Consider the following 20,352-nt stretch of genomic DNA (forward strand, 5'->3'; position numbering starts at 1 on the left):
GGCGGCGGGCCCCGCGGGCGCTCCATGGCGGCCGCTCGGACCTCCCCGGTTTTCCCGGGATCTTCCCCAGCCTGTGGACGACGCCGGGCCCGGCCGCAACAGCGTGCGCGACCGGGCCCGGCGCAGTCGAGGAGCGTCAGCCGGAGAGGCGCACCGGCATGATCAGGTACTTGTACGACTCGTCGGCCTCCGCGTCGAGCGCCGGGCGGCCGCTGAGGAGCGCGGGCTTGGTCGACGTGGTGAAGCTGAGCTGCGCCACCGGGGAGGCGATCGCGCTGAGGCCGTCCAGCAGGAAGGTCGGGTTGAAGGCGATGGAGATGTCGTCGCCGTCGAGCTGGGCGTCGACCCTTTCCACAGCCTGTGCGTCGTCGGAGGAGCCGGCTTCCAGGATGAGCACGCCCTGCTCGAAGCTGAGGCGGACCGGGGTGTTGCGCTCGGCCACCAGGGCGACGCGCTTGACGGCCTCGACGAAGGGGGCGGTCTCGATCACCGCGACGGAGTTGAACTCGGTCGGGAAGAGCGTGCGGTACTTGGGCAGGTCGCCTTCGAGAAGCCGGGTGGTGGTGCGGCGGCCGGCGCCCTCGAAACCGATCAGGCCTTCGCCCGCGCCGGAGCCGGAAAGCGCCAGGGTGACGGTGTCACCGCTGGTCAGCGAGTTGGCGATCTCCTGGAGCGTCTTGGCGGGCACCAGGGCCACGGCCGACGCGTCCGGGTTCTCCGGCTTCCACAGGAACTCGCGGACCGCGAAGCGGTAGCGGTCGGTGGAGGCCAGCGTGACGCGGTCGCCCTCGATCTCGATGCGGACACCGGTCAGCACCGGCAGCGTGTCGTCGCGGCCCGCGGCCGTGGCGACCTGCTTGGCGGCGGCGGCGAAGACCTCGCCGGGAACGGTGCCGGTCGCGGTCGGCATCTGCGGCAGGGCCGGGTACTCCTCCACAGGCAGGGTGTGGAGTGTGAATCGCGAGGAGCCGCAGACCACGGTCGCCCGTACACCGTCTGTGGAAATCTCCACCGGGCGGTTGGGGAGGGCGCGGCAGATGTCGGCGAGCAGTCGGCCGGAGACCAGGACGGTGCCGTCCTCCTCCACGTCCGCCTCGACCGAGACACGGGCCGAGACCTCGTAGTCGAAGCCGGAGAGGCTCAGCGTGCCTTCCTCGGCCTTGAGCAGCAGGCCCGCGAGAACGGGCACCGGCGGCCGGGCCGGGAGGCTGCGGGCCGCCCAGGCCACCGCCTCCGCGAGTACGTCGCGCTCCACCCGGATCTTCACCGGAACCGCCTCCTGCTGTTGCTCGCTCGTCTGCCGGCCTTCGTCGTCGGCTCGTCGATGCCTCGACCGATGCCGGGGACCAGTCTGACGTACGGCGCCGACAGTCGGTGCGGCCGGCGGTCAAGTCGGGAGCGAGGAGCCGGGACGGGCGACCGGCGAGTTGTGCACAGGACCTGCTTGAAAACCGAAACCGGCCTAACTCTCCATGGGGGTAGTAGTAGGGCCTGTGGAAACGGTGGATAACCCCGTCGTCGCAGCTCAGAGTGCGTTTTTTATCCACCGGCCCTGTGGGTGGAGGCGGTGGACAACCCGGTGTCCCTGTGGAGAACAAAAAGTTCTGCACAGGCTGTCCCCAGGTACCCCCGATTACTCCACAGGTGTGTCCCCAGCTTTCCCCCGGTACTCCACAACCCAAACGTCTACATCCGTGTGACGGCTTTCACTCCGGCCGGTGAGAGGGGGTGGCGGGTTGCCGAACAGTGGACAAGGGTGTGGAGAAGCCCGCAGAAGCTGTGCACAGCATGGGGGAACCTGTGGGGTGGTGGTGGACAACCGCGTGGACAGGGCTGTGGACGGATGTTTCGTCCACAGCCTGTGGATAGCGGTTGCGCACAAATCCACAGGGTTCTGACCAGGTCTGATGGTTCCTCAACAAGCAGCCCTGTGGACAGATTGTGGGCGACGCGACCGGTCCCCAGGGTGTGGACGGAAGAAAGTCCCCGAATCTGTGGATAAGTTGCTCCGCAGGGGGCGTATTCGAACAGGTCAGGGGCGCGCGCACGAAGAAGGGCGCCCCCGGTGTGGACCGGAAGCGCCCTCTGAATCGCGTACGAAGGGGCCAGTCAGCCGTTCTTGATGCGGTTGGTGAGCTCGGTGACCTGGTTGTAGATGGAGCGCCGCTCGGCCATCAGAGCGCGGATCTTGCGGTCCGCGTGCATGACCGTGGTGTGGTCGCGGCCGCCGAACTGCGCCCCGATCTTCGGCAGTGACAGGTCGGTGAGCTCCCGGCACAGGTACATGGCGATCTGCCGGGCGGTGACCAGGACCCGGCTGCGCGAGGAGCCGCACAGGTCGTCCACGGTCAGGCCGAAGTAGTCCGCTGTGGCCGCCATGATGTCGGTGGCCGTGATCTCCGGCGCGCTGTCCTCGCCGCCGGGGATCAGGTTCTTGAGGACGTCCTCGGTCAGGCCCAGGTCGACCGGCTGGCGGTTGAGGCTCGCGAAGGCCGTGACCCGGATCAACGCGCCCTCCAGCTCGCGGATGTTGCGCGAGATGCGGGAGGCGATGAACTCCAGTACCTCCGGCGGGGCGTTGAGCTGCTCCTGGACCGCCTTCTTGCGCAGGATCGCGATGCGGGTCTCCAGCTCGGGGGGCTGGACGTCCGTGATCAGGCCCCACTCGAAGCGGTTGCGGAGCCGGTCCTCAAGGGTGACGAGCTGCTTGGGCGGCCGGTCGGAGGAGAGGACGATCTGCTTGTTGGCGTTGTGGAGCGTGTTGAAGGTGTGGAAGAACTCCTCCTGCGTCGACTCCTTGCTCGCGAGGAACTGGATGTCGTCGACGAGCAGGATGTCCATCTCGCGGTAGCGCTTGCGGAACGCGTCGCCCTTGCCGTCGCGGATCGAGTTGATGAACTCGTTGGTGAACTCCTCGGAGCTCACGTACCGCACACGTGTGCCGGGGTAGAGGCTCCGTGCGTAGTGCCCGATGGCGTGCAGCAGGTGCGTCTTGCCGAGGCCCGACTCCCCGTAGATGAAAAGGGGGTTGTAGGCCTTCGCCGGCGCTTCGGCCACGGCCACCGCTGCGGCGTGCGCGAAGCGGTTGGACGCGCCGATGACGAAGGTGTCGAAGAGGTACTTCGGGTTCAGCCGGGCGGTCGGCTCCAGCGGGCCCGAGGTGGAGCCGCCGGACGGGGCCGGGGGCGCCGCGGGGCGGCCGGGAGCAGTGCGGGGCGTCGGCTGCTCGTAGGACTGCTGCTCGTATTGATGGGATTGATGGGGCTGGTGCGACTGCTGCTGCTCGTACGGGGACTGCTCGTACTGCTGCTGGTCGAAGGAGCCCTGGTCGAAGGAGCCCTGGTCGTACTGCTGCTCGTAGCCCGAGGGCTCGGCCTGCTGGAGGTAGCCGGGCTGGGGCGAGGCATAGGGGTCGCGCTCGGGGAAGCCGCCCAGGCGCGGCTGCTGCCAGCCGTAGTCGTCCTGCTGGCCGCCGCGGGGCCATGCGCCGGGCTCGGGGCGCTGCTGCTGGTAGTCGGGATAGGCAGGGCGGGCCGTGGGGAGCTGGTCGTCCGAGGGGCCGCCGCCGCCCGGGCGCTGGCCGCCGTACGGCTCGTAGCCGCCGGCCTGCTGGACGGGCGGCGCCGGCGGGGCGGGCTCGCCTGCGGAGTCGTCCACGGTGATGGCGATCCGGATGGGGCGGCCGCACTCGCGGCTGAGCGCGTCGCTGATCAGCGGCGCGAGGCGGCCTTCGAGGACGCGCTTGCCCCACTCGTTGGGGACGGCCAGGAGGGCGGTGTCGGCGACGAGTGCCAGGGGCTGGCACCGCTCGACCCACTGCTTGTCCTTGGGCTCGATGCCCGGCTGTCCCTCCCCGAGGAGCTTTTCGAGCACCCTTGGCCACACTGCGGCAAGATCGGCAGGTACGTCAGCCACAGAGCACGCTCTCTCACAGGGGTCCCACGAATGTGTGGTTCTTTGGGACGGTCGGGACAAAAATCCGGGGTCAGGCAACGGTAGTCAGGCCAGAGGCTGCGGTTCAAGTCGTTGTCCACAGCCTGTGCACAGCGGGGAGGCGGGCAGGCTCGGTTTGACCGGATGGCGTAGCCGCGCGTACCGTAACGAGGTCGAGTTGTCGATGGCTGCTGCCGCCTGCCTACCGATGGGCGAAGGTCACTGATAGTGATCAATTAGCGGTGCCACTCGGGCGAACACGCGAGTTTCCTCGTGGGCGCACGGTGACAGCCAGGCGATGTCCCGCCACAACGATTCATTCTCTGGAGCCCCCGAGTGAGCAAGCGCACCTTCCAGCCGAACAACCGCCGTCGTGCCAAGACCCACGGCTTCCGCCTGCGGATGCGTACCCGCGCCGGTCGCGCGATCCTCGCGAACCGCCGTTCCAAGGGCCGTTCCGCCCTTTCCGCGTAACAACGCGCAGGTCGTGACGTCGTGCTGTCTCCCGAGAATCGGCTGAGGCGGCGCGAGGACTTCGCGAGCGCGGTACGCCGAGGACGCAGGGCCGGTCGCCCACTCCTCGTCGTCCACCTACGTACAAGCGGTGCTACGGACCCGCACGAGTCGGGGGAGATCGATCCCTCGTCGCGTGCGGGTTTCGTCGTCAGCAAGGCCGTAGGCAACGCCGTCGTACGGAACCGGGTGAAGCGGCGTCTTCGCCATCTGGTCCGCGAGCGGCTCCCACAGCTGCCCGCCGGTAGCCTGGTGGTGGTACGAGCGTTGCCCGGAGCGGGTGATGCCGGCCCCGACGAACTGGCCCGGGACCTGGATGCCGCTCTGGTGCGGCTCCTGGGAGGCGTGGCTCGATGAAGTACCCGCTGCTCGCTTTGATCAAGCTGTACCAGTGGACGATCAGTCCGCTGCTCGGGCCGGTGTGCCGCTATTACCCGTCGTGTTCGCACTACGGGTACACGGCCATCGACCGGCATGGTGCGGTGAAGGGGACAGTGCTGACCGCCTGGCGGATCCTGCGGTGCAATCCGTGGTCCCCGGGTGGTGTGGACCATGTCCCACCCCGTAAACGCCCGCGTTGGCACGAGCAGCTGCGCAGTGCGTTGCGTAGATCTCGCAATGCTCAAGGAGCCTGATTAGTGGACACGATTGCCAGTCTGTTCAGCTTTATCACTTACCCCGTCTCATGGATCATCGTCCAGTTCCACTCGCTGTACGGGGCGATCTTCGGTGAGTCCAGTGGATGGGCCTGGGGCCTGTCCATCGTGTCCCTGGTGATCTTGATCCGCATCTGCCTGATCCCGCTCTTCGTGAAGCAGATCAAGGCGACGCGCGGCATGCAGGCGCTCCAGCCGAAGATGAAGGCGATCCAGGAGCGCTACAAGAACGACAAGCAGCGTCAGTCCGAAGAGATGATGAAGCTGTACAAGGAGACGGGTACCAACCCGCTCTCCTCGTGCCTTCCCATCCTCGCGCAGTCCCCGTTCTTCTTCGCTCTGTACCACGTGCTGTCGAAGATCGCCGACGGCGAGCAGATCGGCGCGATGGACCAGCAGCTGGTCGACAGCGCCCGCGCCGCGAAGATCTTCGGTGCGCCGATCGCCGCGAAGTTCATGGACAGCCCGGAGAAGGTCGCGGCCCTCGGCGCCACGCTGACGGACGTCCGGATCGTGACCGCGGTCATGATCATCCTGATGTCGCTGTCGCAGTTCTACACCCAGCGCCAGCTGATGCAGAAGAACGTCGACCTGTCGGTCAAGACGCCGTTCATGCAGCAGCAGAAGATGCTGATGTACATCTTCCCGGTGATCTTCGCGGTCATGGGTATCAACTTCCCCGTCGGTGTCCTCGTCTACTGGCTGACCACCAACGTCTGGACCATGGGTCAGCAGATGTACGTGATCAACCAGAACCCGACGCCGGGCAGCAAGGCCCAGGACCAGTACCTGACGCGCCTGCTCAAGCACGCCACCTCGCACGGTGAGGTCAAGGGCCGGGGCAAGAAGAAGGTCGTCGCCGCCATCGTGGCCAAGGGTCCGGACCGCAACGACATCGAGCGGAAGTTCATCACGGCTCTGTCCAAGCAGGGTCTGGCCGCTCAGGCTGACGGCTCCGTGATCAAGAGTTCCGAGACCACCGCGGATGCGGACGCCGCAGGCAGCGGCCCGAAGCGGCAGCAGCCGAAGCGGCAGACGAAGTCGCAGCGCCAGACGCCCAGCAAGCCCTCTCCCAAGAAGTAAGAAGGAGTCCCTCCCGTGACGGAAGGCACCACCACCGCCGCCGCTGAGAGTGGCGACACCCTGACCCGCCTTGAGCAGGAGGGTGAGATCGCGGCCGACTACCTCGAAGGCCTGCTGGACATCGCCGACCTGGACGGCGACATCGACATGGACGTCGAGGCCGACCGTGCCGCGGTGTCGATCGTCAGTGACTCCGCGAGCCGTGACCTGCAAAAGCTCGTGGGCCGCGATGGCGAGGTCCTGGAGGCCCTGCAGGAGCTGACCCGCCTGGCCGTCCACCGGGAGACCGGGGACCGCAGCCGGCTGATGCTCGACATCGCCGGTTTCCGGGCGAAGAAGCGCGAGGAGCTGGCGGCCCTCGGCGCGAAGGCGGCGGCGGACGTGAAGGCGTCGGGCGAGCCGCTGAAGCTGGCCCCCATGACCCCGTTCGAGCGGAAGGTCGTCCACGATGCCGTCGCGGCCGCCGGTCTGCGGAGCGAGTCCGAGGGCGAGGAGCCGCAGCGCTTCGTCGTTGTGCTCCCGGCCTGATCGCCGGCGGCATGAGTGTTCGGCCCCGTCTGTGTCGCAGGCGGGGCCGATGTTTGTCAGCCTGGCATGTGAACGCGGCATCTTGAATACGTGGTCCTCGCGACCACGAAGTACGGAAGGACGGTCCCCGTGACGGAGGCAGCTGAGCTTCCCGAGGCGCCCGAAGAGGCGCGCGCGGTGTTCGGTGAGTTTTTCCCGGAAGCTGTGCGGTATGCGGAGCTGCTCGCGGACGCGGGAGTCAAGCGCGGCCTGATCGGCCCGCGTGAGGTGCCGCGGCTGTGGGAGCGGCACCTGCTGAACTGCGCGGTGCTGTCGGAGGTGGTGCCCCAGGGCGTCACTGTCTGCGACGTGGGCTCCGGTGCGGGTCTGCCCGGCATCCCGCTGGCACTGGTACGCCGGGATCTCAAGATCACTCTGCTCGAACCGCTGCTGCGTCGGACGACCTTCCTCCAGGAGGCCGTGGAGCTGCTGGGGCTCGACCACGTCACGGTGATGCGCGGGCGGGCCGAGGAGGTCCTCGGCAAGCTCCAGCCGGTGCATGTGGTGACGGCGCGCGCGGTGGCTCCACTGGACCGGCTGGCCGGCTGGGGCGTTCCCCTGCTGCGCCCGTACGGGGAGATGCTGGCGCTCAAGGGCGACACGGCCGAGGAGGAGCTGGTGTCGGCCAAGACGGCGCTGACCAAGCTCGGTGTGGTGAAGACCTCGGTGCTCCAGGTGGGCAAGGGCCTGGTGGACCCGTTGTCGACGGTGGTTCGAGTCGAGGTCGGAGAAAGCCCCGGTGGAGTGAGGTTCGCGGCCAAGCGGGCTAAGGCCGCCAGGGTGAGCCGGTCGCGTCGGCGTCGTTGATTTTCTGGCTCTGGGGGCCCACACGGAGATTTCGTCTGTGTTGGGCCCTATAGGTATGCATTTCGGAGTGTCGTAGAGGCCTGAAGACTCCCTCCGGGCATCGTGTTTCACGTGAAACGTCGCTCTCTGCTGCACGGAATCATCAGCCGCGGTCGTGCGGCTGCGTCCCCCCTCCAGCGCAAGGACGCAGGGGGGACGGAGTTGTCCACATCGGTGGATTCATCCACAGGAGTACGGGCCCCGCTGGTTCGCGACCCTGGTGGCATGGCAGGCTCTGTTCATCGCGAGCCAGATGCCGAGGAGAGTGACACCGTGCGGTCCGACGCCAACCTCGCGGGGCCGATGGCCGACCCGGTCCCCGGTCCCCGCTCAGAACCCGTGGGTGAGGATGTTTCACGTGAAACATCGCCCCCACCCCTCGTAGACAACGAGACCCCCATCGGTCGATCCGCCCAGCTGGCGGCCGAGGCCATGGGGCGCTCCGGTGTGGCCATGCCGCGCCCGGAAGAGACCCGCGTCATCGTCGTCGCCAACCAGAAGGGCGGCGTGGGTAAGACCACGACGACCGTGAATCTGGCGGCTTCGCTGGCCCTGAACGGGGCCCGGGTGCTCGTGGTCGACCTCGACCCGCAGGGGAACGCGTCCACCGCTCTGGGCATCGACCACCACGCCGACGTGCCGTCCATCTACCACGTGCTCGTGGACAGCCGGCCTCTCATGGAGGTCGTCCAGCCCGTCGTGGACGTCGAGGGGCTCTTCTGTGCTCCGGCCACGATCGACCTGGCAGGCGCGGAGATCGAGCTGGTGTCGCTCGTGGCGAGGGAGAGCCGGCTTCAGCGGGCGATCCAGGCGTACGACCAGCCTCTCGACTACATCCTGATCGACTGCCCGCCCTCCCTCGGACTGCTGACGGTGAACGCTCTCGTGGCGGGCGCCGAGGTGCTGATTCCGATCCAGTGCGAGTACTACGCGCTGGAGGGTCTGGGCCAGCTGCTGCGCAATGTCGATCTGGTGCGGGCCCACCTGAACCCGGCCCTGCACGTGTCGACCATCCTGCTGACGATGTACGACGGCAGGACGCGGCTGGCCTCGCAGGTGGCGGAGGAGGTGCGCAGCCACTTCGGCAAGGAGGTGCTGCGGACGAGCATCCCCCGGTCGGTGCGAATTTCCGAAGCGCCGAGCTATGGGCAGACGGTGCTCACGTATGACCCGGGTTCCAGCGGTTCCCTCTCCTACATGGAGGCGGCGCGAGAGATCGCGTATCGGGGAGTCGGTATGCGATACGAGTCCCAGCACGCCCACCTGGGCGCGGGCATGAACAGCACGCAGAGTGTGGCGGAGGGGATCCAGTGAGCGAGCGACGTAGAGGGCTGGGACGGGGGCTCGCTGCTCTGATCCCGCAGGCTCCCCAGGAGAAGACGCTGCCGACGGGCGGTGCCGGTTCCACCTCGCCGACAGCGGTACCGGAGCTGCCGTCCGAGCGCGGGATCGCGGCGGCGAAGCTCGCTGCGCTGGCGCAGGCCGACGTTTCACGTGAAACATCGCTGGCGGTCGTCACGGTGGACGAGCCGGCTACGGGGCCTGGACCGGAGTCGTCGGGGCCCGAGGCGAACACGGTGGCGGGAGCGATGTTCGCGGAGCTTCCGATGGACACGATCACGCCGAACCCGCGGCAGCCGCGCGAGGTGTTCGACGAAGACGCGCTCGCCGAGCTGGTGACCTCCATTCAGGAGGTGGGTCTGCTCCAGCCGGTGGTCGTGCGGCAGTCGGCTCCCGGCCGCTATGAGCTGATCATGGGTGAGCGGCGCTGGCGCGCCTGCCGGGAAGCAGGACTGGAGGCCATTCCGGCGATCATCCGCGCGACGGATGACGAGAAGCTCCTGCTGGATGCGCTCCTGGAGAACCTGCACCGGGCTCAGCTCAACCCGCTGGAAGAGGCTGCGGCCTACGACCAACTGCTCCAGGACTTCAACTGCACGCACGACCAGCTGGCCGACCGGATCGGTCGTTCGCGGCCCCAGGTCTCGAACACCCTGCGACTGCTGAAGCTGTCGCCTCCGGTGCAGCGTCGGGTTGCCGCCGGTGTGCTCTCCGCGGGGCACGCCCGGGCACTGCTCTCGGTGGAGGACTCTGCGGAGCAGGACAAGCTGGCGCATCGCATCGTGGCCGAGGGCTTGTCCGTGCGCGCTGTCGAGGAGATCGTGACGCTGATGGCCTCGGAGCCGTCGAGCATGGTCAAGCCGAAGGGCCCGCGTGCCGGGGCCCGGGTCTCCCCGGCGCTCAGTGAGCTGGCGACGCGGCTGTCGGACCGCTTCGAGACCCGGGTGAAGGTGGATCTGGGCCAGAAGAAGGGCAAGATCACCGTCGAGTTCGCCTCGATGGAGGATCTGGAGCGAATTCTCGGGACGTTGGCGCCGGGTGAGGGCCGGGTGCTGGATCAGGGCCTCGCCGGGGAGTGATCTCCGGGTTGGCCGAGGGGCGGACCCTGCCGGGGTGAACCGGTGGTCCGCCCCTTCGTCTTGCTGTCGAAGAACGATGGACCAGTGGATACCATGCCGTCATGGGTCGTCGGCTGGTACCGCTCACGCTGGACAACCTCCAGGATCTGCCCCGACGTTGCCGGTCCTGCGTCTTCTGGGAACTGGACCCGGTCAGCGGTGAGGCCGCCGTGAAGACGGGCACCTCGGCGACGGAGAAGGAGGCATGGATCTCCGCTGTCCTGCTGGAGTGGGGATCCTGCGGCCGCGTGGTCTATGTGGACGAGGTTCCGGTGGGCTTCGTCTTGTACGCCCCGCCGGCTTACGTCCCACGGGCCACTGCCTTCCCGACGAGCCCGGTCTCACCGGACGCCGTCCAGCTCATCACCGCGTGGATCATGCCGGGGTACCAGGGCCAGGGGCTGGGCCGGGTCATGGTGCAGACGGTGGCCAAAGACCTCCTGCGCAGGGGGTTCCGGGCGATCGAGGCCTTCGGAGACGCACAGTGGGAGGGGCCGGCCTGCCTGCTGCCGGCGGACCACCTCCTGGCCGTGGGGTTCAAGACGGTACGTCCGCACCCGGCCCACCCCCGACTGCGACTGGAACTGCGGTCCACCCTGTCCTGGAAGGAAGACGTTGAGCTGGCCCTGGACCGACTGCTGGGCGCGGCTCGCAAGGAGCCGGCGTTGCGTCCGCTCTGAGCACCGAAAACGAGAACGGGCCCGCCCCACGAGGGGCGGGCCCGTTTCACGTGAAACATCGGCCGTCGTCAGGCGGTCTTGACCTCGACGAAGTCGGAGAGGTCGCGCAGGATGGCGGCCTTCGGCTTCGCCCCGACGATCGTCTTGGCGACCTCGCCGCCCTGGTAGACGTTGAGCGTGGGGATGGACATGACGCCGTACTTGGCGGCTGTGGCCGGGTTCTCGTCGATGTTGAGCTTGACGATTTCGATCTGGTCGCCGTACTCGGCGGCGATGGCCTCCAGCGACGGGGCGATCTGGCGGCACGGGCCGCACCAGGCGGCCCAGAAGTCCACCAGTACGGGCTTGTCGCTCCTGAGGACCTCGGCGTCGAAGTCTGCGTCGGTCACGTTCTTGAGGGTGCCGGCCACGGCGGCCTCCTTGTTCTTCATGCGGGGTGGGGTGTGGGGCGGTGCGGTATCAGGCTGTTCAGACCGCTGCGTGAGCCGCCTTCTCGGCGTCCGCGAGGGCCGCGAGGAAGCGCTCGGCGTCGAGGGCGGCCGAGCAACCGGTGCCGGCGGCGGTGATGGCCTGACGGTAGGTGTGGTCCACGACGTCGCCGGCGCCGAACACTCCGGTGACGCTGGTCCGGGTGGAGGGGGCGTCGACCTTGAGGTAGCCCTCGTCGTCGAGGTCCAGCTGGTCCTTGAACAACTCGGTGCGCGGGTCGTGGCCTACGGCGATGAAGAGGCCGGTCACGGGCAGCTCGGAGGTCTCACCGGTCTTGGTGTTCCGCAGGGTGAGGCCGGAAAGCTTCTGCTCGCCGTGGATCTCGGCGACCTCGCTGTCCCAGGCGAACTTGATCTTGGGGTCGGCGAAGGCGCGGTCCTGCATCGCCTTCGAGGCGCGCAGGCTGTCACGGCGGTGGACGATCGTGACGGACTTGGCGAACCGGGAGAGGAAGGTGGCCTCCTCGATCGCGGTGTCGCCGCCGCCGACGACGGCGATGTCATGGTCCTTGAAGAAGAAGCCGTCGCAGGTGGCGCACCAGGAGACACCGCGGCCGGAGAGTGCGTCCTCGTTGGGCAGGCCGAGCTTGCGGTGCTGCGAGCCGGTGGTCACGATGACGGCCTTGGCACGGTGCACCGCGCCGGCGGTGTCGGTGACGGTCTTGATCTCACCGGTGAGGTCCACGGAGACGATGTCGTCCGGGACCAGCTCGGCGCCGAAGCGCTCGGCCTGGGCACGCATGTTGTCCATGAGGTCCGGGCCCATGATGCCGTCCTGGAAGCCCGGGAAGTTCTCCACGTCGGTGGTGTTCATCAGGGCGCCACCGGCGGTGACGGCGCCTTCGAAGACCAGCGGCTTGAGCGAAGCGCGTGCGGTGTACAGGGCGGCGGTGTAACCGGCCGGCCCGGAGCCGATGATGATCACGTTTCGAACGTCGCTCACGGGTTTCTTCCTCGTCTCTGCGGACTGCGTGCTGCCTACCGGGGGCCGGTGCGGACTCTCACCCCACCCAACGGATCCTACGGCGCCCGCATTCCCCACCTGGCGCAGTGGACCTGAACGGGTCAGCTTCGCGGATAGCTGTCTTTCAGGAGGACCTTTCCGGGGGTGGCCGAGCCGGTGCTCTCGCACGTGGTGTCGACGAGGTAGGCATCCACGCGTGAGGCGTCCCCCGGGTCCGGCAGGACGAGGAGGAGGACGGCGGTGCCCTGGTAGCTGCCGCGTTCGGCGGCGAGCGGTGCGTCGGAGCGGCCGGTCGCGTCCTGGACACAGGCGGGCACCTGCGGCGCCACCCTCTTGCCGCCGGGAGCCACACCGGGAGCGCCGGTGGCCTCCTCCATCCCGAAAGTGTTGTTCTGCTCGCCGGAGGGGGCGGTTTTTGCAGCCGTTCCGGGAGCGATGAGCCGCTGGACGCTGTCCGGGAGGCTCTGCGCGGTATAGGTGCCTCCGGCGGGTGCGCTGACGGGAGGATGGGCGGCGGAGTCGGAAGCCGCGGTGTTGGGGTGGGGAGTGCCGGAGAAGTCGACGAAGAGGAAGAGGCCGAGTGCGCAGACGGCTGCGCCGGCCAGGCCGCCGAGGACGGCGATCCGGCGGCGTGCGCGGCGCCGCCCGGGACCGGTTGGGCCGCTCGGGTGGCCGGCCGGCGACGTTTCACGTGAAACGTCACGGCCCGTCGGACGGGGACGGGGAGCCGTTGAGGTCTGTTCCCGTGGTTGGGTCGCGTCGAGGAGGGCCTCGGCGGCGAGGGCCGCGTCGATCCGTCCGGCGATGTCACCGGGCATTCGGGCAGGCCCGGGGAGGGTGCCGAGGAGGCCGCGGATCTCCTGCAGGGAGGAGTGGACGTCGGCACACAGTTCGCAGCTGTCGAGGTGACGGCGGATCTCCGCGGTTCGGGACGGGGAGAGCAGCCCTTCGGTCAGGTCGGAGATCTCCGAGACGTCCGGGTGCCGGATCGTGCCGGTCGTGCCGGGCGTGCCAGTCGCAGGGCTCACGGTCGTCCACCTCCGCCCTTCACAGCATCTGGGTCTGGTTGCCTGGGTCCTGCCGCTGGTGGGACGGGCGTGCCCGGCGTCCGGTTCCTTCCCCGCCCGGTGGCGGTGTTATCCCCGGCATTCGTGCGCAGATGAGTGAGGAGCGGCAGGAGTTTCGCCCGACCGCGGGCGCACCGGCTCTTCACCGTGCCAGTGGGCACGTCGAGGATGTCTGCGGCTTCGGCGACGGGGTATCCCTGCATGTCGACGAGGACCAGCGCGGCCCGCTGCTCGTCCGGGAGGGTCCTGAGAGCGGCCAGGAGCTGACGGTGGAGGTCCTGGCGCTCCGCGGGTGCGTCGGCGGACTCGTGGGGCTCCAGAAGGCGCTCCAGGCGCTCCGTGTCGTCCAGGGGTGTCGTTCTGCGCGAGGCGGCCTTGCGGGCACGGTCGAGGCAGGCGTTGACGGTGATCCGGTGCAGCCAGGTGGTGACGGCGGATTCCCCGCGGAAGGTGTGCGCGGCCCGGTACGCGGAGACCAGGGCGTCCTGCACGGCGTCCGCGGCCTCCTCCCGGTCCCCCAGCGTCCGCAGCGCCACGGCCCACAACCGGTCCCGATGCCGCCGCACGAGCTCCCCGAACGCATCGGGGTCACCGGCCACGTGCCGATCCAGGAGCTCCCGGTCGGTGTGCCCCTCCGTGGTTCCTTCTCGCATCACACCCTGCTTCCTCCCCGGACGGAGACTAGGTGCGTCAGCCGGGCGCGTAAAGAATCACGCGGCCCGGCCGCATACCGCGCCGCGTGCAGCCGAGGCGCATGTGCTCATGACGCGGGGCCGAGCACCTTGATCTCACTGATCCCGCCGCGATATCCCCCACCGGAAGCGGGCAGCTCCGTGACATGGATCAGCACATAGCGCGTGCGGATCGGCTTCTCCAGCGCTGGCTGGAGCTTCTTGTCAGTCCGCTCCAGCTTGGTGATCCGCTGGGCGAAGGCGGCGACGGAGTTTGGGCTCGTGGCCTCCGGGGCTGCGGCGAGCACCTCTACCGTCTGCCCCCCCACGTACATGTCGACGTCGAGCCCCGACACGTCCCTGACTTCGCCCAGGTCGACGATGATTCCGCTGCCGTCGTTCTCCTGCTCCAGGCGTCCGAAGTTGGCGTAGTTGTAGTACTCGGGGGTGATCCAGGCGGATTCCTGATCACCGTCGATGGTCTTCGGGGCCAATGCCGGCTTCACCGAACCCCCGAGAACGGAGGCGTCTCGAATCTTCAGGGCCTCCGCAGGCACGGTCTCCTTCGGGTTGTCGTCCGTGCCCGGCTTGGTGGTGTTGGTGGTGCCGCTGTTGCCCTTCTGGGTGCCGCGTTCCAGGAGGGTGTCGGCCAGCTGCCAGCTGCCCAGGCCGAGGGCGGCGATGAGCAGGGCGGCGACACCCCACTTGAGCGCGCGGCCGGTACGGCTCTGCAGGGGCGGCGGCGGGGGCGCGACGGGCATGCTCTGGACGGTGGTCACACCGGGAGGCGTGGTGCGGCCGTAGCTGCCCTGCTGGTAGGTGGTGTGCTGGTACTCCGGCGGAGCCGTGAACGCGGGCTCCGGCGGCCGGATGCGGGGCATCGCCGCCACCGCCTTGGACAGTTCCTCCGGGGTGGTGCAGGCCGGCTCCTGGCGGGAGGCGGTGGCCCCGTCGTTGGCGAGCGCGCGCATGGCGAGCTCGCCCAGGCCCCGGTGGACGCCTGCGCGGACCTGGTCGGGGGCGATCAGGCCGACCCCCTTGGGCAGGCCGGCGAGGCCGTACGCGTCGCTCTCGTACGGCCAGCGCTGCGTCAGGGCGGCGTACAGCAGGGCGCCGATGGCTTCGGTGTCGGCACGCTGCGGGGTCTCGCTGGTGATGCCGCGCAGCGCCGCGTTGACGGCCAGGCCGCGAATGCGCCACTGGCCCGTGGATGTACGCAGTATCGCGCTCGGCGTAAGCCGCAGGTGGGCCAGGCCCTCGCGGTGCGCGGCGGCCATCGCCTGGGAGACCTGGCTGACGAGCTGGTAGGCCTCATGGGCCTCCAGCGGGCCCGCGGCGAGCAGAGCGGTGAGCTCGGTGGCATCGGGCAGCCACTCGTGGACGACGTAGACGAGGTCGTTCTCCTCCACGGCGTCGAGCACCTGGACGAACCGCGGGTCGCCGAGGAGGGCGGACGAGCGGGCGGCGGCCAGGACGGAGCGAGCCCGCGAGTGGTCGGCGGGCATCAGGTGCACACCCACGGCGCGGCGCAGCTTCTCGTCCATCGCGCGCCAACTGCTGAATCCGTCCACACGGGTGACGCACTCTTCCAGCCGGTAGCGTCTGGCGAGCTTGTGGCCGCTGTGGAGTTCGGGTGCGGCCGTGGAGGCCGGGTTCGTGCGTTCGCCGTCCTTTTCGGGCATGGGTCCGTCCGCGGCTCGTCCGTTCTGGGTGTCCACCCCGTCGGACGTGGCCTGTGCCGCCTGAGCGGCAGACGGCTCGTCGCCGTCGTTGTCAGCCACGTCGACGGCAGCCGTGCTACGTTCCGCCACCGTCGTTCCCGCCTCCCCATCCGTTGCGCGCTGTAGGCCAGTCTGCGAAGCCATGCCAATTGTGCCCACAGTCCGACGCTATGCACGACACACGAAAGGGGGCGACGGTTGTGCGCATCAGCGCCCCAAACGTCCTCGGACCATCCCGACCATCGCGTTGAGCTCTTCGATCCGCATCCGCTTGGCGGCGATGAGGAACACCGCTGCCAGGGCGACGGCGCCCGCGACCAGGGCGGTGGCGGAACCGAGAACTCCGCTGCCCAGCCACTGGGTGACTCCGAACGCGACCGCTCCGGCCACCGCGGCGGCCGGGACGCAGGCGCCGGTGAGGCGGGCGTAGGTACGCATCACGTGGGCGCCGTCGAGGTCGCCGCCGAGCCGGGTCCGCAGGCGGCGCCAGGCCACACCGACACCCACCGCGTAGCCGAGACCGTACGAGGCCGCCATGCCGACGACCGCCCAGCGGGCGGGAAGTACGAAGAAGGAGATCGCCGAGCCCGCGGCGTTGACGGCGGCGACGATGACGGTGTTGTAGAAGGGCGTACGGGTGTCCTCGTAGGCGTAGAAGCCGCGCAGGACGACGTACTGGACGGAGTAGGGGATCAGTCCGAGGCCGAAGGCCATCAGGACGTAGCCGATGTTCTGGGCGCCGGCGCCGGAGCCCGCGTAGAGCAGGGTGGCCATCGGGACGCCGAGCGCGAGGAAGGCGAAGGCGCAGGGCACGATCGCGACGGCCGACGTGCGTAGTCCGTAGGAGATGTCGTCGCGGACCGCGGCGGCGTCCCCGTCGTGGGCGGAGCGGGAGATGCGGGGCAGGACGGCGGTCATGACGGAGACGGTGATGATCGCCTGCGGCATCTGCCACAGCAGCAGCGCGTAGTTGTAGGCGGTGATGCCGGTACCGGGGTGGCCCTGCTTCTCCGCGACCGAACCGGCCCACGTGGCGAGCTGGGTGACGATGACGAGGCCGACCTGGTTGGCGAAGACGAAGAAGAACGTCCACTTGGCCAGGCGGGCGGCCTTGCCCAGGCCGTGGCCCTTCCAGTCGAAGCGCAGGCGCGGCCTGAACCCGGCGTCGCGCAGGTACGGGAGCATCGCGAGTGCCTGGACGGTCAGGCCGAGCAGGGTGCCCAGACCCAGCAGGCGGACGCCTTCGGAGGTGACCGTGGTGGCGTTGACCCCGGAGGTGGTGAAGCCGCCGAAGGCCCAGATGAAGGCGCCGAAGGTGGCGATGACCACGATGTTGTTGAGGACCGGGGTCCACATCATGGCGCCGAAGCGGCCCCGGGCGTTCAGAATCTGACCGAGCACCACATGCACGCCCATGAAGAACATGGTGGGCAGGCAGTAGCGCGCGAACGCGACGGCCACGTCCATCTGCTGAGGGTCGGAAGCGATCTTCGGCGACATCATCGTGATGAACACCGGTGCGGCCAGGACACAGATGGTGGTGATGCCGGCCAGCAGGACCACGACGAGGGTCAGCAGCCGGTTGGCGTACGCCTCTCCCCCGTCGTCGTCGTTCTTCATCGCGCGGACCAGCTGCGGGATGAAGACGGCGTTGAGGGCGCCACCGCCGACCAGCACGTAGATCATCGTGGGGAGCGTGTTGGCGATCTGGTACGTGTCGTTGAAGGTGCCGACGCCGATCGCCGCGGCGATGACCAGGGTTCTCAGGAAGCCGGTGATGCGGGAGACGATCGTGCCGGCGGCCATGAGCGCACTGGACTTGAGCAGGCTCGCCGCGCGTCCGGCCGGCTTGGCCGGTGCCGGGGCGGCGACGGGAGCGTCCTCGGCGGGCGGGCGGGGAGCCGCCTCCTGGTCCCGGTAGAGGTGCGCGAAGGCGTCCGGCTCGGGCTGTTCCTCCGCGGCCCGGGTCACGAGCGAGTCCACACCCACGAACTCGGTGGTGCTGGCGCGGTCGCCGTACGGCAGGTGCCGGGAGGGGCCGTCCGGTTCGGGCGGCGGGGTCTGGGCCCAGACGCGCGGGTCGGGGGAGTACACGGGTGCGGTGGGCGCCGCGTACAGCGGACCGGGCTCCTGGAAGGTGCCGGGGGGCGGCGGCGGGTGCGCGGCACGGTCGTAGAGGACCTCGCCGACGGGGTCCTGGGCGGACAGGTCCTGGGACCGGTACGGGTCGTACTCGTAGGCGTCCTGGACATACGGGTCGTGGTCCGGCGCGGGCGCAGGCGCGGGGACCTGCCCGGGCACCGGGGTGCCCGGGGCAGTGCCCTGGGAGGGCGCAGGCCCGCCAGTGCCCTGCGCGCGGTCACCGTCGTACGGCGCGTTCATCGAAACCCCACCTCATCGTCCCCAGGCCGACCGGCCACGGCATCGCTCAACGGTCCACTGTCTCACTCGTGCCGGACCCCTCGGTGCTTTGCGGTTCGGTGTCCGGGGACTCGTCACTCGGCTGCGTGCTCTCCTCGGCGGCGGCACGCGCCGCGACACGCTTGCGGCTGGCGTACATCTTGATGCCTGCCAGGACCAGGAGGAGCACACCGCCGGCGATCACGAGCATCACGGTGGGAGTGATCTCGGTGGCCTCGACCGTGAACCGTCGTTCCTTGCCGTAGGGGACGCCGTCCTTGGTGAAGAGCTGCGCGGTGACCTCGACGGGCCCGCTCGCGGTGGCGTTGGCGGGGAACTTCACCGTCTGGGTGTGGTCGCCCTGGACGGTGACCTGCTGCTCCGCCTGGCCGCTGCCGTTGAACATCAGGCGGGACGGGTTGGCTGACTTCACCCGCAGGACCAGGTCGTGGACGTCCTGCACGAGGCTGTTCTGGACGCTGACCGGGATGGTGGCGCTGTGTCCGGAGAGGGTGGCGTCGGACTTGGGGATGACCTTGACCTTCTCGGTGAGACCGAGCAGGTATTCCTGCACCTGGTCCCGGTAGAGGCCGGCTTCGTCGGCACGGCCCCGCCAGGAGGTCGACATCTCCCGGTTGATCGTGTTGCCGAAGGGGATCTCCACGCGGTCGGGCGCGGCGAGGATCACCTTGAAATGGTCCAGCGTGTTCTGCGTGGTGCGGATCTTTTCGAAGGCCGACACCGGCAGCTCCTGCTTGCGCAGGTCGTCCGGATACTGGCCGGCGCCCGGCACCTGGGTGGTGGCACCCGGGTCGGGCTTGGCGGCGGCCGCTGCTTCCAGGTCCGCGGGCTGCGTCCAGCGGCCCCCCTGGAGGCCGCGTATGGCGGCTGCCATCGTCTGCGCCTGGCTGACCGTGGGCATCCTCTGCGGAGCCACGACGAAGCTGCGCGGCTCGTCGGTCTTCTGCAGGTTCAGGGCGAGACTGTGGGCCAGGAAGCGCTGCACGGCGAGCGTGGAGCTTCCGGCGCTCAGCATGTCGCCCTCGAACGCGGTGGACAGCTCGGCGTCCGCCACGACGGCGGTGGTACCGGCTCCGATGGGCCGGGCGGCCGACGGCGTGTAGCCGAGGGCACCGCTCTCCACGAGGCTGTCGCTGCGGGTCAGGACGTTGTGGGCGCCGGCAGAGGTGGCCACGTTCACGATCGAGGGATCGATGGCGCCGTTCACGGGCCAGGAGAAATCGGTGGACGCGGGGACGTGCAGGACGGTCTCGACGGCCTGCTTCGCCTTGTCGGTGGCCGGGCGCAGCTGGCCCAGGGTGCCCGAGACGTCCTTGCCGTGGTGGGCCAGGGAGGCCAGGTCGGGGTCGGCGAAGGGCAGGGCGACGACCTTCTTGCCCTGGACGGCCGCCTCCAGGGAGCTCAGCCACTGCTCGGCGGCGGCCTTGTTCTTGCCCTGGACGGTCTTCCCGTTGGCGCCGCGGACCCGGTACCCCTTGGTCATCGCGTCGACCGTGTACAGCAGGTCGGGATCGATGACCCAGGTGATCGGCAGGTCCTTGCCGAGGGCGACCATCTGCTGCAGGCGGCCGCCCGGCTTGATCTCCTCGTAGAGGGAGTCGTCGAGGAAGACCGGTGTCTGGAGCTCGTCGGAGCCCGTCTCCGCCGTGACCCGGGTGGTGGAGATCAGGGGCCAGGCGTAGGTCAGCTGGGAGCGCTTGGCGGCGGCCTCAGGCTGCCAGGGCAGGAAGGTCCGCTTGATCCCCAGCACCTGCTCCGACGGCCTGCTGTCGGTGACCCCGGACAGCGAGACACCGAGCTGGTAGACGCCGTCCTTGTCGAGTTCGAGCTTGTTGACCGGGACGGTGAGGGTGAAGTCCTGGGTGACCTTCGAGGGCAGGGAGGCGATCTTCACCGCGTACGCCGAGTCGATCTCGCCGGGATCGGTGCCGGCCCGGAAGCCGTGGCGGTCGGCGGTCTCGTCGATGGAGGACCGGTCCGTGAGCGCGGGGCCGACCCGCAGGCCGACATGCGCGTCGGTGATCGTCTCGGAGCCGGTGTTCACTACGGTGCCCTGGATGGTGAGGGTGTCACCCTTCACCGGGGCGCTGGGCGCCATCGAGACCAGCTGGACGTCGACCGAGGAGGCGGGGGCCGCCTCGGCCGGCGGGGCGGGGGCATAGACGAGGGCGGCCAGCACGGGAGTCCCGGCGAGCAGGACGATCGCGCGCCGCAGCCACCGGCGCCGGACAGGGGCGGGGGACGCCCCTTGGATGTCTGCCGCCTCGGCCACGCGCTAGCCCG

Annotated in this window: 18 protein-coding genes; 9 read left to right on the forward strand and 9 right to left on the reverse strand. The window is 69.1% G+C overall.

Annotated elements, in window-relative coordinates:
* Positions 1-136 precede the first annotated feature (136 nt).
* On the reverse strand, positions 137-1,267 hold the full coding sequence (gene dnaN / locus BSL84_RS17865; protein WP_030029595.1) for a DNA polymerase III subunit beta: 1,131 nt from the start codon (positions 1,265-1,267) through the stop codon (positions 137-139).
* 842 nt (positions 1,268-2,109) lie between these two features.
* A complete protein-coding gene (dnaA, locus tag BSL84_RS17875) occupies positions 2,110-3,915 on the reverse strand; it encodes a chromosomal replication initiator protein DnaA (protein ID WP_075970726.1) in 1,806 nt (601 codons plus the stop codon).
* 354 nt (positions 3,916-4,269) lie between these two features.
* Between dnaA and rpmH the strand changes: the two genes are divergently transcribed.
* From rpmH to BSL84_RS17920, 9 genes are all read left to right on the forward strand, one after another.
* A complete protein-coding gene (gene rpmH / locus BSL84_RS17880; protein WP_007265229.1) occupies positions 4,270-4,407 on the forward strand; it encodes a 50S ribosomal protein L34 in 138 nt (45 codons plus the stop codon).
* Positions 4,408-4,428: 21 nt separating this feature from the next.
* Positions 4,429-4,803: a ribonuclease P protein component gene (gene rnpA, locus BSL84_RS17885; protein WP_075970727.1), complete on the forward strand. Its 375-nt coding sequence runs from the start codon at positions 4,429-4,431 to the stop codon at positions 4,801-4,803.
* Entirely contained in the window at positions 4,800-5,081 is a 282-nt protein-coding gene (gene yidD, locus BSL84_RS17890; RefSeq protein WP_075970728.1) for a membrane protein insertion efficiency factor YidD, read from the forward strand. Before rnpA ends, yidD begins: the two co-directional genes overlap by 4 nt.
* A 3-nt stretch (positions 5,082-5,084) precedes the next feature.
* Positions 5,085-6,185 carry a membrane protein insertase YidC gene (gene yidC, locus BSL84_RS17895; protein ID WP_030025731.1) on the forward strand — a complete coding sequence of 367 codons (1,101 nt, stop codon included), beginning with the start codon at positions 5,085-5,087 and terminating at the stop codon, positions 6,183-6,185.
* A gap of 15 nt (positions 6,186-6,200) precedes the next feature.
* Entirely contained in the window at positions 6,201-6,713 is a 513-nt protein-coding gene (locus tag BSL84_RS17900) for a protein jag (RefSeq protein ID WP_030025736.1), read from the forward strand.
* 129 nt (positions 6,714-6,842) lie between these two features.
* Complete coding sequence (rsmG, locus tag BSL84_RS17905; RefSeq protein ID WP_045320627.1) at positions 6,843-7,559, forward strand: 16S rRNA (guanine(527)-N(7))-methyltransferase RsmG; 717 nt, start codon at positions 6,843-6,845, stop codon at positions 7,557-7,559.
* Between the two features lie 264 nt (positions 7,560-7,823).
* A complete protein-coding gene (locus tag BSL84_RS17910) occupies positions 7,824-8,912 on the forward strand; it encodes a ParA family protein (RefSeq protein WP_075970729.1) in 1,089 nt (362 codons plus the stop codon).
* Positions 8,909-10,018: a ParB/RepB/Spo0J family partition protein gene (locus BSL84_RS17915; RefSeq protein ID WP_075970730.1), complete on the forward strand. Its 1,110-nt coding sequence runs from the start codon at positions 8,909-8,911 to the stop codon at positions 10,016-10,018. Before BSL84_RS17910 ends, BSL84_RS17915 begins: the two co-directional genes overlap by 4 nt.
* Positions 10,019-10,119: 101 nt before the next feature.
* Complete coding sequence (locus tag BSL84_RS17920; RefSeq protein WP_030025740.1) at positions 10,120-10,737, forward strand: GNAT family N-acetyltransferase; 618 nt, start codon at positions 10,120-10,122, stop codon at positions 10,735-10,737.
* Between the two features lie 68 nt (positions 10,738-10,805).
* Here BSL84_RS17920 and trxA read toward each other — a convergent pair whose 3' ends face one another.
* The 7 genes from trxA to BSL84_RS17955 all read right to left on the reverse strand — a co-directional run bounded on the left by trxA (position 10,806) and on the right by BSL84_RS17955 (position 20,341).
* Complete coding sequence (gene trxA, locus BSL84_RS17925) at positions 10,806-11,147, reverse strand: thioredoxin (RefSeq protein ID WP_030025741.1); 342 nt, start codon at positions 11,145-11,147, stop codon at positions 10,806-10,808.
* 58 nt (positions 11,148-11,205) lie between these two features.
* Positions 11,206-12,168, reverse strand: a complete 963-nt coding sequence (gene trxB / locus BSL84_RS17930) for a thioredoxin-disulfide reductase (RefSeq protein ID WP_030025742.1) — start codon at positions 12,166-12,168, stop codon at positions 11,206-11,208.
* 122 nt (positions 12,169-12,290) lie between these two features.
* The gene (locus tag BSL84_RS17935) at positions 12,291-13,217 is read right to left on the reverse strand and encodes a hypothetical protein (RefSeq protein WP_045320630.1); all 927 of its coding nucleotides are present in this window, start codon (positions 13,215-13,217) and stop codon (positions 12,291-12,293) included.
* Positions 13,214-13,909: an RNA polymerase sigma factor SigM gene (sigM, locus tag BSL84_RS17940; protein WP_030025744.1), complete on the reverse strand. Its 696-nt coding sequence runs from the start codon at positions 13,907-13,909 to the stop codon at positions 13,214-13,216. Before sigM ends, BSL84_RS17935 begins: the two co-directional genes overlap by 4 nt.
* 107 nt (positions 13,910-14,016) lie before the next feature.
* Positions 14,017-15,738 carry a protein kinase family protein gene (locus BSL84_RS17945; RefSeq protein ID WP_030025745.1) on the reverse strand — a complete coding sequence of 574 codons (1,722 nt, stop codon included), beginning with the start codon at positions 15,736-15,738 and terminating at the stop codon, positions 14,017-14,019.
* A 117-nt stretch (positions 15,739-15,855) separates the two neighbouring features.
* Positions 15,856-18,030: a murein biosynthesis integral membrane protein MurJ gene (murJ, locus tag BSL84_RS17950; RefSeq protein WP_075970731.1), complete on the reverse strand. Its 2,175-nt coding sequence runs from the start codon at positions 18,028-18,030 to the stop codon at positions 15,856-15,858.
* A 46-nt stretch (positions 18,031-18,076) separates the two neighbouring features.
* Positions 18,077-20,341 (reverse strand): DUF6049 family protein, encoded by a 2,265-nt coding sequence (locus BSL84_RS17955; protein ID WP_030025747.1) that lies wholly within the window; start codon positions 20,339-20,341, stop codon positions 18,077-18,079.
* Positions 20,342-20,352: the final 11 nt, after the last annotated feature.

The organism is Streptomyces sp. TN58 (assembly GCF_001941845.1).
Classification (GTDB): domain Bacteria; phylum Actinomycetota; class Actinomycetes; order Streptomycetales; family Streptomycetaceae; genus Streptomyces.